This window comes from Vagococcus salmoninarum, from assembly GCF_003987495.1.
Classification (GTDB): domain Bacteria; phylum Bacillota; class Bacilli; order Lactobacillales; family Vagococcaceae; genus Vagococcus_D; species Vagococcus_D salmoninarum.
The window spans coordinates 12373-25339 of record NZ_NGJU01000018.1; the positions used below are offsets into that span (position 1 = coordinate 12373).

The window sequence follows — 12967 nt, forward strand, 5'->3', positions numbered from 1 at the left end:
CTAGGAGGGGCAAGCATGACAACATTATTAATTGCCGAAGACGATTTAAACATCCAAAAATTATTAGTCCGCCTCTTAAAACAAGCAGGCTATGAGACGTTAGTCGCTAATGATGGCCAGGAAGCCTTAGCTACTTTAGAAGACTATCAAGTGGATTTGTTAGTTTTAGACGTGATGATGCCAAAAATGACGGGCTTTGAAGTTATCAAAGAGCTCCGTCCATACAACCGAGACTTACCAATTATTTTAGTAACTGCTAAGGAATCTGTGGCAGATAAAAAACGAGGGTTTTTAGCTGGCGCCGATGATTATATGGTTAAACCAATTAATGAAGAAGAGTTTTTATTGAGAATTCAAGCTTTGCTGCGCCGGGCTAAAATAATGACCGAACAAACAGTAGTTATTAATCAAACCACCTTGAATAAAGATAATTTAACCGTTAGTAGTTTTGGGGAAGAAGTCGAGCTCCCTCAAAAAGAATTCTTATTACTGTTTAAACTATTAGCCAACCCGAATAAAATCTTCACCCGCTTACAGCTAATGACCGACATTTGGGAGCGTGACAGTGAAACAGATAGTCGAACAGTCGATACTCACATTAAAAAATTACGGAAGCGTTTCGAAGGCAATTCAGACTTTTCAATCATGACAATTCGAGGACTAGGCTATAAGGCGGTGAAACATGAAGAAAAATCGTACTCTTAGATGGCATTTTATCTTAACGACGTTTTTGATTTTTATTGCTACAGGCATTGTTTCTGCCTTGCTATTGTTTATCCTCAGCCATTTACCGATTAAATGGCAAGAAACTAACTCTCACTGGTACCCTTTAGTGTTAGTCTTAATTTCCAGTACAATCATTGGCACGTTTATTTCAGCCTTAGTGAGTAATCATATCTTAATGCCTATTCAACAATTAATCGAAGGGACCAAAGAAGTCTCCAAAGGGAATTTTGGTATCTCCGTTAAAAATAGTCATAAAGGCCCTAAAGGTAATGAAGTCTATGAGTTGATCAATCAGTTTAATGAAATGACCCAGGCTTTAAACAAAGTTGAGATCATTCATAATGACTTTATTAGTAACTTTTCCCATGAATTTAAAACACCAATTATGTCGATTCAAGGCTTTGCTAAACAATTAGAAAAACCAGATTTAACTGAAAGCGAACGCCATGAGTTTTTACAAGTCATCATCAGTGAAACGAGCCGGTTATCTAACTTATCATCGAATATCTTGCTCTTGTCTAACTTAGAAAATCATGAAGTCATTCGCTTTTCCCCAGAGCATTATTCATTAGCGGAACAACTCCGTCATTGTTTATTGATCTTACAGGCAGATTGGGAAAGCAAAGAATTAGAGCTAGTCTTAGAGCTAGAAGAGTTTGATTTTTATGGTGACTTAGAAATGATGGCCTCCTTGTGGCTCAACTTACTTCATAACAGCATTAAGTTTAGTCCAGATAAAGGGAAGTTAACAATCAAATGTTATCGTTTTGGGCAACAAGTCAAAGTTAAAATTGCCGATCAAGGAATGGGTATGTCAGATAGTGTGCGAGAACATATCTTTGATAAGTTTTACCAAGGAGAATTGTCTCATCAAGGGGCAGGTAGCGGTTTAGGCCTATCGATTGTTAAAAAAATCGCAGACATTCATCACGGGGAAATTTTTATTAAATCCAAAGTTGGGGTAGGCTCGGTTTTTACGGTAGTTTTTGAAAATGACAAATAGAAAAGCCCTCAGCTTACGCTGAAGGCTTTTTTAAATTCTGATTTAAGCGATTAAGTCTTGCATTAAATCTAGAAAAGGGGGGCTGTTTAACGAATAACTTCTTCTGTTTGTTTGTCGAAGAAATGACTCTTGTTTAAGTTGAATCCTAAGTCAATCACTTCACCAGGACGGTAAGCGGAACGAGCGTCAACTTTTGAGATGAACTCTGTGTCACCGACAACTGTGTAAAGCATTGTTTCAGCACCAAGTAATTCAGAAACAACAACTTCTGATTTTACAACTGATTCAGGCGCTGTATCTAAGACGATCGGCTCGCTGTGAATATCTTCTGGACGAATACCAAAGACTAAATCTTTGCCTTCGTAGCCTTGTTCTTTAAGCATTTTGTACTTGCCCTCAGGTAAAGTTAAGTTAATGCCGTGTTCATTAGAAATCACGCCACCGTTTAACGTAACATTGAAGAAGTTCATAGCTGGTGAACCAATGAAACCGGCAACGAAAACGTTGTTCGGAGTATCGTAAACTTCTTTTGGTGAACCGATTTGTTGAATGAAACCATCTTTCATAATAACGATTCTATCAGCCATCGTCATCGCTTCAGTTTGGTCATGGGTAACATAAATTGTCGTAGTAGCTAAACGGCGGTGTAGTTTAGCGATTTCAGCACGCATAGCAACCCGTAGTTTAGCATCTAAGTTTGATAAAGGCTCATCCATTAAGAAGACTTTCGCATCACGAACGATGGCACGTCCAAGAGCTACCCGTTGGCGTTGACCACCAGAAAGAGCGGCTGGTTTACGTTTTAAGTATTCTGTTAAACCGAGAATCGCAGCAGCATCATCGACTCGTGTTTGGATTTCTTCTTTTGGATATTTACGTAGTTTTAAACCAAAGGCCATATTATCAAAAACTGTCATATGTGGGTATAATGCGTAGTTTTGGAAAACCATGGCAATGTCACGGTCTTTTGGTGCGACGTCATTCATTAATGTGTCGCCAATCCATAATTCACCTTCAGAAATATCTTCTAAACCGGCAACCATTCTTAAAGTTGTTGATTTACCACAACCAGAAGGGCCAACGAAAACGATAAATTCTTGGTCTTTAATATCTAAGTTAAAGTCAGTTACTGAGTAAAAGTCATTGTTGTCATATTTTTTGTGAATTCCTTTTAATGCGATTTCTACCATTTTAAAATCACTCTTTCTGTTTGAAATTTCGCTTCTCTAAGCTATAACTGAAGTATAAATGAAAGCGATGTCTTTCAGCAATGTTAAGTTGCACAAGAAAAGGTAGGACTTTTTCGGCAATGTGACTGAGTCAGATTGAAGCTTGATAATAGTTGATTGATCAGTTAGCCCAAATCAACACTAAGGTTAATTCAGACTTTTATCCTAAGACCATGGTAAACTAAAAGAAAAAAGAAATCGAAAAGAGGAAAACTTGATGAATATCGCTTTAATTGCTCACGACCGTAAAAAGAAAGCCATTGTTGATTTAACCATTGCGTATAAAGAGTTACTTCAAAAACATCACTTATATGCCACTGGCACGACTGGCCAACACATTATGACTGCCACAAGTTTGGAAGTTCATTGTTTTAATTCTGGACCTTTAGGCGGGGATCAACAAATTGGCGCCTTGATCTCTGAAAACAAAATCGACATGATTGTTTTTTTACGTGACCCTTTAGCTTCCCAGCCTCATGAGCCAGATGTTAATGCCTTGATCCGTTTAAGTGATGTTTACGATGTTCCATTAGCGACAAACGAAGGCACAGCGGAAGTTTTGATTCGTGGCTTAGCCGCAGGTTATTTAGATTTTCGAAAAGTCGCTCCAAAAGAGTTAGACCCGTTAATTCCAACTTATTAGAGCCAATCTCTAGCAGTCCCTCAGCTCCTGTGCTATAGTAAAAATTGGTAGGAATACCAAAAATATCAGAGTAGAAAATGAAGCGTTAAGTGTCAGAGGGATGGGATGTTGCCCTTTGGACGAAGAGTCAGTAGGCTCGCGGTTTTGTTTTCGCATTCGCTGCAATTATTGTAGCAGCTCTTACAAAGGAGATGCACAGCACATGGTTAAACAGAAGTTACGAACGAAAGATATCGCATTGATGGGGTTATTAATGGCCCTCCAATTGATCTTCACCCGCTTTTTGTCAATCGAAACACCATTTTTAAGAATCGGCTTTAGTTTTATTCCCACAGTTATTATGGGGATTATCTTTGGTCCGTTGTTAACAGGTGTCGGTTCAACGTTATCGGATTTTATTGGGATTTCGTTATTCGCAAAGACCGGCCCTTATTTTCCAGGATTCTCACTCTCAGCTTTTCTAGGGGGAGCCATTTACGGTTACTTTTTTTATAAAAAAGAAATCACTTTAAAACGAGTCATTTTAGCAAAACTCGTCGTCTCTTTAGTCGTGAGTCTTTTGTTGAATACGACTTGGTTATATATGATGATGGGACAAGCAGCCTTAGTTCAGTTACCGATTCGCATCGTTAGAATCATCATTGGCTTTCCGATTGAAGTCTTTATTATTTACTATTTAGGCAACCATCGTATTTTGAAACAGCAAATTCAACGCTTTCAAAAGAACTAGCAATAAATAACAGTCAACGCTTAGACGCCTCCCACGTCTAAGCGTTTTTGATGTTATGAGTAACTTGAAGGGTCTTGGTGATTAATCAGACATGTGCTAAAATTAACATATAAGTTCAGAAACAGGGAAGGGACGTGGCAGGATGATTGAATGGTTAGTCAGTTTAGAAGCTTGGCAACAAGCCTTAGTAGGAACCTTATTTACATACGGTATGACCGCTTTAGGAGCAGCGTTAGTTTTTTTCTTTAAAGACATTAAAAAAGATGTCTTAAATATTATGTTAGGTTTTGCTTCAGGCGTCATGATTGCAGCAAGTTTTTGGTCATTATTAGACCCCGCCATCGCTCAAGCCGAAGCCAATGGCGACATTCCATGGTTAGTAGCAGGTCTCGGTTTTGGTTTTGGGGGACTCTTTTTATACGCGGCCGATCGCTTGATTCCCCATATGCACTTTGGGCCAAATAAAGAAAAAGAAGGCTTACCAAGCCATTTGAAACGGACAATCTTATTAGTTTTTTCAATTACCTTACATAATATTCCTGAAGGTTTAGCTGTTGGTGTGGCCTTTGGGGCAGCGAACCAAATGGCAAATCCGACAGCAGGTGTCTTGGCTGCTATTTCTGTTGCCATCGGGATTGGGATTCAAAATTTCCCAGAAGGAGCCGCCGTGGCGATTCCTTTGAGACAAGAAGGCTTAAGTCGTTGGAAGTCATTTCTTTACGGTCAAGCTTCAGGGATTGTCGAGCCGATTGCAGGAGTGCTAGGGGCGATTTTAGTCACAAAGATGTCTTCAATCTTACCGTATGCTTTAGCTTTTGCAGCAGGGGCAATGATTTATGTCGTCGTTGAAGAATTAATTCCAGAAGCCCAACAGACGTCATCTAGTAAAAATCACTATGGTGTCTTTGGTGTTATGATTGGTTTTATTATTATGATGGTCCTAGATGTGGCTTTAGGCTAAATAAAAAGTACAAAGAGAGGTGATAAAATTCACTCCTCTTTGTACTTTTTTTGTACTTTTTTGTTTTTTTACCTTAACGATAGTAGTGACGTTGGCGGCCACTAAAGATGTAGCGGACTAACCAGACGACTAATGCCATAGGAATTAAGACGTGTAACGCGAAACCAATAATCCCACCTAAAATAGACATTAATAACGATGCCACAAAGATAAATCCGATAACAGTCAATATTTTTGACCAAATACTTGTATGTTCCATAGTGCCTGACCTCCTCTTTCTGCTCTTGTTTTCTATAGATTAATCTTATCATGAGGAAGTCTCAGTCGTATCCAACTTGAGGCTGAATTTAACTAGCACTTGAGACCTGTCTTTAAAGTTTTCTTTAGTTCAGTAATATTATATAATAGGTAGCGATGTGAACAAATGTGAAGGTTAGTCGTTAAGAAGGGATGAATAAAATGACAAAAAACTATCAAGTAATTGATAAAGGAACATATATAATTGTGGAAAATCAAGGTGGGGCAACCCTAGGTTACAGTAAGACTAGTGGGGTAACCTTACTTGAAGTTGACGGGTTTGCCTTTAAAGATTTGAACAAAAATGGCACCTTAGATAAATATGAAGATTGGCGACTCCCCCTAGAAGAGCGAATCGCGGACTTAGTTGAACAATTAACGATCGAAGACATCGCAGGTTTAATGTTATACAGTGGTCACCAATCAGTCTCTAGTTCCAACTTATTTGGCAAGATGTTTGCCGGGACTTATGACGGCCTGCCTTTAGCTGAAAGCCAAAAGAGCTTAAGTGATTTAACCGACCAACAGCAAGCCTTTTTAGAAGATGAAAGACTGCGCCACGTCTTATTAACAGCTGTGGAAGATTTAGAGACAGGGGTTAATTGGAGTAACAACTTACAAAGTCATGCTGAAAGCTTAGGCTTAGGAATTCCGGTGAACATCAGTACAGACCCCCGTCACACGACGAGTGCGCATAGCGAATTTGATGCTGGAGCTGGTGGTGAAATTTCTAAATGGCCTCACCAACTAGGTTTAGCTGCCACGTTTTCACCTAAAACGATTAAAGAATTTGGGGAAATTGCTGCTAAGGAATATCGGGCCCTAGGCATTACAACCGCTCTTTCTCCTCAAGTAGACATTGCCACAGAACCTCGTTGGATGCGATTTAACGGGACTTTCGGTGAGGACAGCCAATTAAGTGCCGACTTAGCCAAAGCCTACTGTGAAGGCTTCCAGAACAGTCCAGAAGGTTGGGGCAGTCAGAGTGTCAACGCCATGGTTAAGCATTGGCCAGGTGGTGGTAGTGGTGAAGGTGGCCGGGATGCCCATTACGGTTATGGTAAATTTGCAGTTTATCCAGGAAATAATTTCGATGAACACTTAAAACCTTTTATCGACGGGGCCTTTAAACTCGAAAAAACCGGACAAGCGAGTGCTATTATGCCTTATTACACGATTAGTTTTAATCAAAGTAACGAAGAAGTTGGCAATGGCTTTAACCGTCATTTAATTACGGAACTACTGCGAGACAAATACAACTATCAAGGTGTCGTTTGTACCGATTGGAACATCACCCACGACGCCCCGGCAATTGATTCGTTTATGGTCGGCAAACCTTGGGGTGTTGAAAACTTAACAATCGCTGAGCGCCATTATAAAGTATTAATGGCCGGTGTCGATCAATTCGGCGGAAACAATCAAGCTCAACCAGTCCTAGATGCTTACGAGTTAGGCGTGATTGAACACGGTGAGACTCATATGCGCCGCAAGTTTAACTTAAGTGCTAGTCGTTTATTACGTAATATTTTTAGAACTGGTTTAATGGAAAATCCTTATTTAGACTTAGCAGTCTCAACACAACAGTACGGCATTCCTGACTATCAGGCAAAAGGCTTTGCCGCTCAGCTTCAATCAATTGTGATGGTTAAAAATCACAACCAAACTTTACCTTTAGCGAAAAAATTAAAAGTCTACATTCCAGAACGGATTCGCCCGGAAAGTGTTAATTGGTTTGGTCAAACAACACCAGCTCGTAAAGAAATGCCAATGCTTGCAGAAACTGTGGCTCCTTATTATGAGCTTGTGGCTACGCCAGCAGAAGCGGACTTTGCCCTAGTGATGATGGAGTCACCGAAGTCTTACGGTTATCAAAAAGACCTAGGTTATGTCCCAGTCACCCTACAATACCGTCCTTATACAGCAGAAAAAGGCCGCTTAGTTAGTATCGCCGGTGGTGATCCCTTAGAAAAAACACTTAACCGCAGCTATCAAGGGAAAACGAACTACGCTGAAAACGAAGCAGATCTTGATCAGTTACTAGCTACCCGCCAAGAGATGAGGGATAAACCAGTTATTGTGACTTTAGATAGTAATAATCCAACAGTTCCGGCTGAATTTGAAGCTTATGCTGATAGTATATTGATTCACTTTGGTTCAACGAACCAAGCACTTTTAGAAATCATTAGTGGTCAGGCGGAACCAAAGGGCTTATTGCCTTTCCAAATGCCTGCTAATATGGAAACCGTGGAAACCCAGCAAGAAGATGTTCCTCATGATATGATTCCTTATCAAGATCAAGCAGGTCATAATTATGACTTTGCCTTTGGAATGGATTTTTCTGGGGTAATCAATGACCAACGAGTAGCGACTTATAAAAAATAATTTAGTAGAAGTCTCAATTTAAAATTGAGACTTCTTTTTTCTTATCGGCAAAGTAAAAGGAGTTTATAAATTGAACATTTAAAAAGTATCTTAGAAAACGAACTGTTATTATTATCAATTTCTGTCAATTAATAATATAATGAAAAATAGAGAGCCTAAAGCTTTAACCATAGGCATCCAAATAAGATAGTGGAGGGATTTTGATTGAGTAAGGAATTAAACCAGTTTTTAGAAGAAAACTTAACGCAATTAAAAAACAAAGGTCTTTATAATGAAATTGAACCTTTAGCAAGTGCTAATGGCGCGATGATTACGATTGGTCAGCAAGAATTAATTAACTTATCCTCAAATAACTATTTAGGTTTAGCTACCGAACCACGGTTAGTCTCAGCTGCTAAAACAGCTTTAGACCAATGGGGCGCAGGGGCTGGTGCCGTTAGAACAATTAATGGGACGTTACAAGTTCACTTAGACTTAGAACAAGAGCTAGCTAAATTTAAAGGTACTGAAGCCGCCATTGCTTATCAGTCAGGTTTTAACTGTAACATGGCAGCGATTTCCGCTGTCATGACTAAAAAAGATGTCATCTTATCCGATGAATTAAATCACGCATCAATTATCGACGGTTGTCGTCTATCTGGAGCTAAAATTATTCGAGTGAACCATTCTGATATGGCTGATTTTCGTCAAAAAGCTCAAGAGGCTCGGGAGTCTGGCTTATATGAGAAAGCGATGTTTATTACTGATGGCGTCTTTTCAATGGACGGGGATATTTGTAAGCTACCTGAAATCGTGGAAATTGCGAAAGAATTTGACATGATGGTCTATGTTGATGACGCTCATGGTTCTGGGGTTTTAGGTCATGGTCACGGGACAGTGAAACACTTTGGTTTAGAAAAAGAAGTTGAGTTCCAAATTGGGACACTATCAAAAGCCATTGGTGTCGTTGGTGGTTATGTGGCAGGAAGTCAAGCTTTAATCGATTGGCTGAAAGTTCGTTCGCGGCCTTTCTTATTCTCAACTTCGATGACCCCAGCAGATGCTGCTGCAGCCATTGCTTCTTTAAAAATTATTGACAGCGAAAGCAGTCTAAATGACCAACTTTGGGAAAATGCGCGCTATTTTAAAACAGAGTTAGAAAAATTAGGCTTTAATACTGGGATTACTGAGACACCGATTACGCCAGTTATTATTGGCGATGAACAAACAGCCCAAGACTTCAGTAAGCGTTTATATGAAGAAGGCGTTTATGTTAAATCAATCGTTTTTCCAACAGTGCCTCTAGGGACAGCCCGAGTTCGGAATATGCCAACGGCAAAACATACGAAAGCAATGCTTGATCAAGCTTTAGCCGTCTATGAAACAGTTGGAAAAGAGTTTAACTTAATTTAAATTTTAATTTTGCAAAAGGAGCAAAACATGAAAAAGATTTTAATTACTGGTGCCTTAGGCCAAATTGGTTCAGAATTAACCCGTGCCTTACGGGAGAAATACGGTGTTGAGAACGTCATTGCCACGAATAATGTCGACGACGGTCGTTCTGAGATTCCACAAGAAGGACCCTTTGAATTATTAGACGTCACTGATTATGAGCGCTTTTTAGAAGTGGCAAGGTCTCACGAAGTCGATACGTTAATTCACTTAGCGGCCTTGCTGTCAGCAGTGGCTGAAAGCAATCCCCAATTAGCTTGGAAAATCAATATGGATGGGACAATGAATGCTTTAGAAGTGGCTCGCACTCAGGAGTTACTCTTTTTCACCCCAAGTTCAATCGGGGCATTTGGCCCAAGTACGCCAAAAGAACAAACCCCACAAGTCACGGTTCAACGGCCAACAACGATGTACGGCTTAAACAAAGTCACCGGTGAGCTACTTTGTGACTACTACTATGAGCGTTTTGGTGTCGATACTCGTGGTGTCCGCTTTCCAGGACTAATCTCTTATTTAACGCCACCAGGTGGGGGAACGACAGATTATGCTATCGACATTTGTTTCAAAGCCCAAGCGGAAAATCGTTATGAATGCCCCTTAGGCCCAAATACTCGCTTAGACATGATGTATATGCCAGATGCGATTAAAGCAATCATCGATTTATTAGAAGCAGATGGTTCGAAACTGAAAAATCGTAACGCTTATAATATCAGTTCCATGAACTTTACCCCTGCCGAGATGGCAGCAGCAATTAAAGCAATTAAACCGGACTTTGAGATAACTTACAACGTTAATCCAGTTTTACAAAAAATTGCTGATAGTTGGCCAGATAGTTTAGATCCAAGTTGTGCCATAGCCGAGTGGGAATTTACATACGACTATGATTTACCAGAAATGTTAGCAGATATGTTTGCCCATTTGCCGACGTCAGTTTCAAAGTAGTTATAACGAGTAAAAATCAACTCCTAAAAACAGTGAATGACCTGTTTTTAGGAGTTTTTTTATCTCGATTGATAAAAGGCAGACAGAGACTAATCGCCGTCCTATCAATACTTTAGCTAAGAAAAAGCTGCAAAGTTTGCAGAGGAAATAAGCCCCTTTAACGAACGGTAGAAAATAAACGATTAGTAAATGTACTCATGCTCTTTGTGACTCTCTAGCTATTTAAATCAAAAGGTGGAACAACCAGTTCACTAAAGCTCTTTAAACGAACAGGTGGTGAGTTCAGATAAGGCAAAAGTAACTTTGCAAGCCGTAAGTTTAAGCCATATACTTATAATATCAAGAAGAAATTGACACTAATTAATAGAGTGTCCGGAGAGAAGGGAATCACAACATGATCAAGATTGCGGAAATTCAATTTAATGCCGAGATGATTTTAAGTGGTGGGAAATTTGTTTTAGTCGAGATGTTTCCCCATTATGAAGAAGCAACAACTGAGGCAGAACGAATCAGAACAGGTACGGAAGTGATTGTTGCTTTGACGAGTCACCGATTAGAAAAAATCACAGTGATTGTAAATGATAATATTGCTTGTGGACCACTCAATGAATTAGAGTTAGCCCAAGTTTATTTTGAAGAGTTTAAAGGTAATTTTACATATAATGAAGAACTTGAGGATTATCTCTTTGCAGCAACAGCAAGTAAGTTAGTCATAGTGCAATAAAGAAAGGCGATGAAGGAGCATGGCAATGAGGAAGAAAATCACCCTAGCTGAATTTGAGCAACTCCAAACATCTATCGACCACTTAGAAGAAACGTGGTTCCGTTATTTAGATGAAGCCCCTAATGAGTGGTATGAGTTCAAATATGGTGCCATTATCCAAAGGTTCATGAAGTATCAACGTTATAGTATTTTAAAAGATCAAGTTAAAAGTAGCAAATGGCGTAAGCAAGCTAAAATGCCTGCACAAACTTATCGTGAACTAGTCGAAATGGCGGAAATTAGTAAAAAGTTAAAAGAAGTTTTAAATCATCCGCCCTTAGGCTTAAATGATGTACCATTAGTTATTAGTAAAGGAGGCCGAGATGCTAAAAGAACAGCCACAAGGGCCAACGCAAACAATTGATCGAACGCGCACACGTAAAGAAATCTTACAAAGAGAGCGTCAAGCAAGTCGCGAGACGAGCAAGTTAATCATCCTCTTAATACTTAACTGTGTAGTAGGTGTTTTAATTTGGTATTTATATAGAGGAAACATCACGTTTTAAAATAAACCGAGGCAGAATAACTGCGGCAGGTTTATTTTTTTTTGTGAAAAAATCAACGCATAAGAAGACTTAGGCGAATCCACAATTGAAGAAGTTAAGAAACTTTTGTTCAAAATGATATTGAACAACATAAAGGTGGTTTTTGAACATAATACCGTTGATCGAGATAAGAGCTAGAATCCTGTACCACCAGTATTTAAGCTTGTTACCGATAATAAATAACCGTTTAAAAAGGGTTTATTGAACGAGAAGAGTTAGGTCTTTTTGTTCATAAAATAATTGAAAAGTGATCAATAACAACATATAATAAATTGTGTAAGGGATTCTTGTTGTTGATTAAACAAGGATTGGCTGTTTAAAGTTGTTCAATAAGTTAGCCGTTCTCATAATAAGTGAATGGTAAGTTAGATTGAAAAAGACAACTTGTAGCGATTGTTCGAAAAACTGACGAAAGGAGAAATGATGGAAAAAGAAAATGAGTTCCAACATAAAAAACGCAGAAGACGACGTAAGAGCGTAAGCAGTTCCTCGTCAAATCAAGTTCGTCGGCGACAGTCAGTTGAATTCTCTAATGGAACAGACGGATCCCCTACAGCAAAACGAAGAGCAGAAAGTAGTCACGGGAAAAGGCGAGAGGGTTATTCAAGTACTCAGGGCCAAGAGGATAATTTAAGTAAAAAAAAATCCCACAAAGTTCATAAAGTATTGAATTGGATAATGAACGCCTTGTTTTACATCTTAACTTTCGGCATCTTAATTGGGGCGGTGATTTTCACTGTTAGCCAAGATTCAGAGAAATCATTTTTCGGCTATCGATTCTATACAGTTTTGACGAATTCGATGGTTCCTCGTGATCCGGCGACTCAGAAAGGCGGCTTTGCAGCAGGGGACATTATTATTGTGCAAATGCTCAATCCGAAAGAACTGAAAAAAGGTGACATTGTGACTTACGGCTTAATGTCCGCAGATCCAGAAAGTACAACAGTTCTAACCCATAGAGTGATTGATCGCTTAGATGAGTTAAACGGTGAAGAAGGATTATACTTTCAAACACAAGGAGACGCGAATACCGCAGCCGACCGACCGATAAACGCAGAACAAGTTATTGGTAAGAAAGTCTTTGCGATTCCGAAAATGGGGTCAATCATGAGCTTTTTAAGAGAGAATTTCTTAGTTAGTATTGGTGCCTTAGTAGCAATCTTCGCACTAATCATCAGCTTAAGGTATTACTTCTCCTATTCTGAAGACATGGATCCTTTGCCAGAAGCAACCCGTAAAAGAAGTTCTGTTCAAAAAAAGAGTTCAAAACGAAAAAGTAACACCATTAATTAGTTATGTACCTTGATAAGAGGTT

The 12967-nt window shown here is 39.2% G+C and carries 13 protein-coding genes and 1 riboswitch; of the genes, 11 read left to right on the forward strand and 2 right to left on the reverse strand.

What is annotated here, in order from left to right; all coding sequences use genetic code 11:
* The first annotated feature begins 15 nt into the window (after positions 1 to 15).
* Both CBF35_RS11350 and CBF35_RS11355 read left to right on the forward strand, forming a co-directional pair.
* On the forward strand, positions 16 to 705 hold the full coding sequence (locus tag CBF35_RS11350; RefSeq protein WP_126781255.1) for a response regulator transcription factor: 690 nt from the start codon (positions 16 to 18) through the stop codon (positions 703 to 705).
* On the forward strand, positions 683 to 1729 hold the full coding sequence (locus tag CBF35_RS11355) for a HAMP domain-containing sensor histidine kinase (RefSeq protein WP_126781257.1): 1047 nt from the start codon (positions 683 to 685) through the stop codon (positions 1727 to 1729). The genes CBF35_RS11350 and CBF35_RS11355 overlap by 23 nt, the downstream gene beginning before the upstream one ends.
* An 86-nt stretch (positions 1730 to 1815) precedes the next feature.
* Here the strand turns inward: CBF35_RS11355 and CBF35_RS11360 are convergent, their stop codons facing one another.
* Positions 1816 to 2919 (reverse strand): ABC transporter ATP-binding protein, encoded by a 1104-nt coding sequence (locus CBF35_RS11360; RefSeq protein ID WP_126781259.1) that lies wholly within the window; start codon positions 2917 to 2919, stop codon positions 1816 to 1818.
* Between the two features lie 256 nt (positions 2920 to 3175).
* Here CBF35_RS11360 and CBF35_RS11365 point away from each other — a divergent pair, with 256 nt between their 5' ends.
* From CBF35_RS11365 to CBF35_RS11375, 3 genes are all read left to right on the forward strand, one after another.
* Entirely contained in the window at positions 3176 to 3601 is a 426-nt protein-coding gene (locus CBF35_RS11365; protein ID WP_126781261.1) for a methylglyoxal synthase, read from the forward strand.
* Between the two features lie 64 nt (positions 3602 to 3665).
* Positions 3666 to 3765, forward strand: a riboswitch (THF riboswitch).
* A gap of 38 nt (positions 3766 to 3803) precedes the next feature.
* The gene (locus CBF35_RS11370; RefSeq protein ID WP_126781263.1) at positions 3804 to 4331 is read left to right on the forward strand and encodes a folate family ECF transporter S component; all 528 of its coding nucleotides are present in this window, start codon (positions 3804 to 3806) and stop codon (positions 4329 to 4331) included.
* Between the two features lie 142 nt (positions 4332 to 4473).
* On the forward strand, positions 4474 to 5292 hold the full coding sequence (locus CBF35_RS11375) for a ZIP family metal transporter (RefSeq protein ID WP_126781265.1): 819 nt from the start codon (positions 4474 to 4476) through the stop codon (positions 5290 to 5292).
* Between the two features lie 73 nt (positions 5293 to 5365).
* Here CBF35_RS11375 and CBF35_RS11380 read toward each other — a convergent pair whose 3' ends face one another.
* Entirely contained in the window at positions 5366 to 5551 is a 186-nt protein-coding gene (locus tag CBF35_RS11380) for a hypothetical protein (protein WP_126781268.1), read from the reverse strand.
* 191 nt (positions 5552 to 5742) lie between these two features.
* Between CBF35_RS11380 and CBF35_RS11385 the strand changes: the two genes are divergently transcribed.
* The 6 genes from CBF35_RS11385 (at position 5743) to CBF35_RS11410 (ending at position 12945) form a co-directional block, all read left to right on the forward strand.
* Positions 5743 to 7971: a glycoside hydrolase family 3 protein gene (locus CBF35_RS11385; protein ID WP_244922594.1), complete on the forward strand. Its 2229-nt coding sequence runs from the start codon at positions 5743 to 5745 to the stop codon at positions 7969 to 7971.
* A 204-nt stretch (positions 7972 to 8175) separates the two neighbouring features.
* The gene (locus CBF35_RS11390) at positions 8176 to 9363 is read left to right on the forward strand and encodes a glycine C-acetyltransferase (protein WP_126781270.1); all 1188 of its coding nucleotides are present in this window, start codon (positions 8176 to 8178) and stop codon (positions 9361 to 9363) included.
* Positions 9364 to 9390: 27 nt separating this feature from the next.
* On the forward strand, positions 9391 to 10344 hold the full coding sequence (locus CBF35_RS11395; protein ID WP_126781272.1) for an NAD-dependent epimerase/dehydratase family protein: 954 nt from the start codon (positions 9391 to 9393) through the stop codon (positions 10342 to 10344).
* A 394-nt stretch (positions 10345 to 10738) separates the two neighbouring features.
* On the forward strand, positions 10739 to 11068 hold the full coding sequence (locus CBF35_RS11400; protein ID WP_126781274.1) for a hypothetical protein: 330 nt from the start codon (positions 10739 to 10741) through the stop codon (positions 11066 to 11068).
* Between the two features lie 25 nt (positions 11069 to 11093).
* On the forward strand, positions 11094 to 11471 hold the full coding sequence (locus CBF35_RS11405) for a hypothetical protein (protein WP_126781276.1): 378 nt from the start codon (positions 11094 to 11096) through the stop codon (positions 11469 to 11471).
* 604 nt (positions 11472 to 12075) lie between these two features.
* Positions 12076 to 12945 carry a signal peptidase I gene (locus CBF35_RS11410; RefSeq protein ID WP_170174788.1) on the forward strand — a complete coding sequence of 290 codons (870 nt, stop codon included), beginning with the start codon at positions 12076 to 12078 and terminating at the stop codon, positions 12943 to 12945.
* Positions 12946 to 12967 lie beyond the last annotated feature (22 nt).

Coding starts and splice junctions, on each gene's coding strand:
- CBF35_RS11350 (WP_126781255.1), top strand. CDS start 16: ATGACAACATTATTAATTGCCGAAGACGATTTAAACATCCAAAAATTA.
- CBF35_RS11355 (WP_126781257.1), top strand. CDS start 683: ATGAAGAAAAATCGTACTCTTAGATGGCATTTTATCTTAACGACGTTT.
- CBF35_RS11360 (WP_126781259.1), bottom strand. CDS start 2,919: ATGGTAGAAATCGCATTAAAAGGAATTCACAAAAAATATGACAACAAT.
- CBF35_RS11365 (WP_126781261.1), top strand. CDS start 3,176: ATGAATATCGCTTTAATTGCTCACGACCGTAAAAAGAAAGCCATTGTT.
- CBF35_RS11370 (WP_126781263.1), top strand. CDS start 3,804: ATGGTTAAACAGAAGTTACGAACGAAAGATATCGCATTGATGGGGTTA.
- CBF35_RS11375 (WP_126781265.1), top strand. CDS start 4,474: ATGATTGAATGGTTAGTCAGTTTAGAAGCTTGGCAACAAGCCTTAGTA.
- CBF35_RS11380 (WP_126781268.1), bottom strand. CDS start 5,551: ATGGAACATACAAGTATTTGGTCAAAAATATTGACTGTTATCGGATTT.
- CBF35_RS11385 (WP_244922594.1), top strand. CDS start 5,743: ATGAATAAAATGACAAAAAACTATCAAGTAATTGATAAAGGAACATAT.
- CBF35_RS11395 (WP_126781272.1), top strand. CDS start 9,391: ATGAAAAAGATTTTAATTACTGGTGCCTTAGGCCAAATTGGTTCAGAA.
- CBF35_RS11400 (WP_126781274.1), top strand. CDS start 10,739: ATGATCAAGATTGCGGAAATTCAATTTAATGCCGAGATGATTTTAAGT.
- CBF35_RS11405 (WP_126781276.1), top strand. CDS start 11,094: ATGAGGAAGAAAATCACCCTAGCTGAATTTGAGCAACTCCAAACATCT.
- CBF35_RS11410 (WP_170174788.1), top strand. CDS start 12,076: ATGGAAAAAGAAAATGAGTTCCAACATAAAAAACGCAGAAGACGACGT.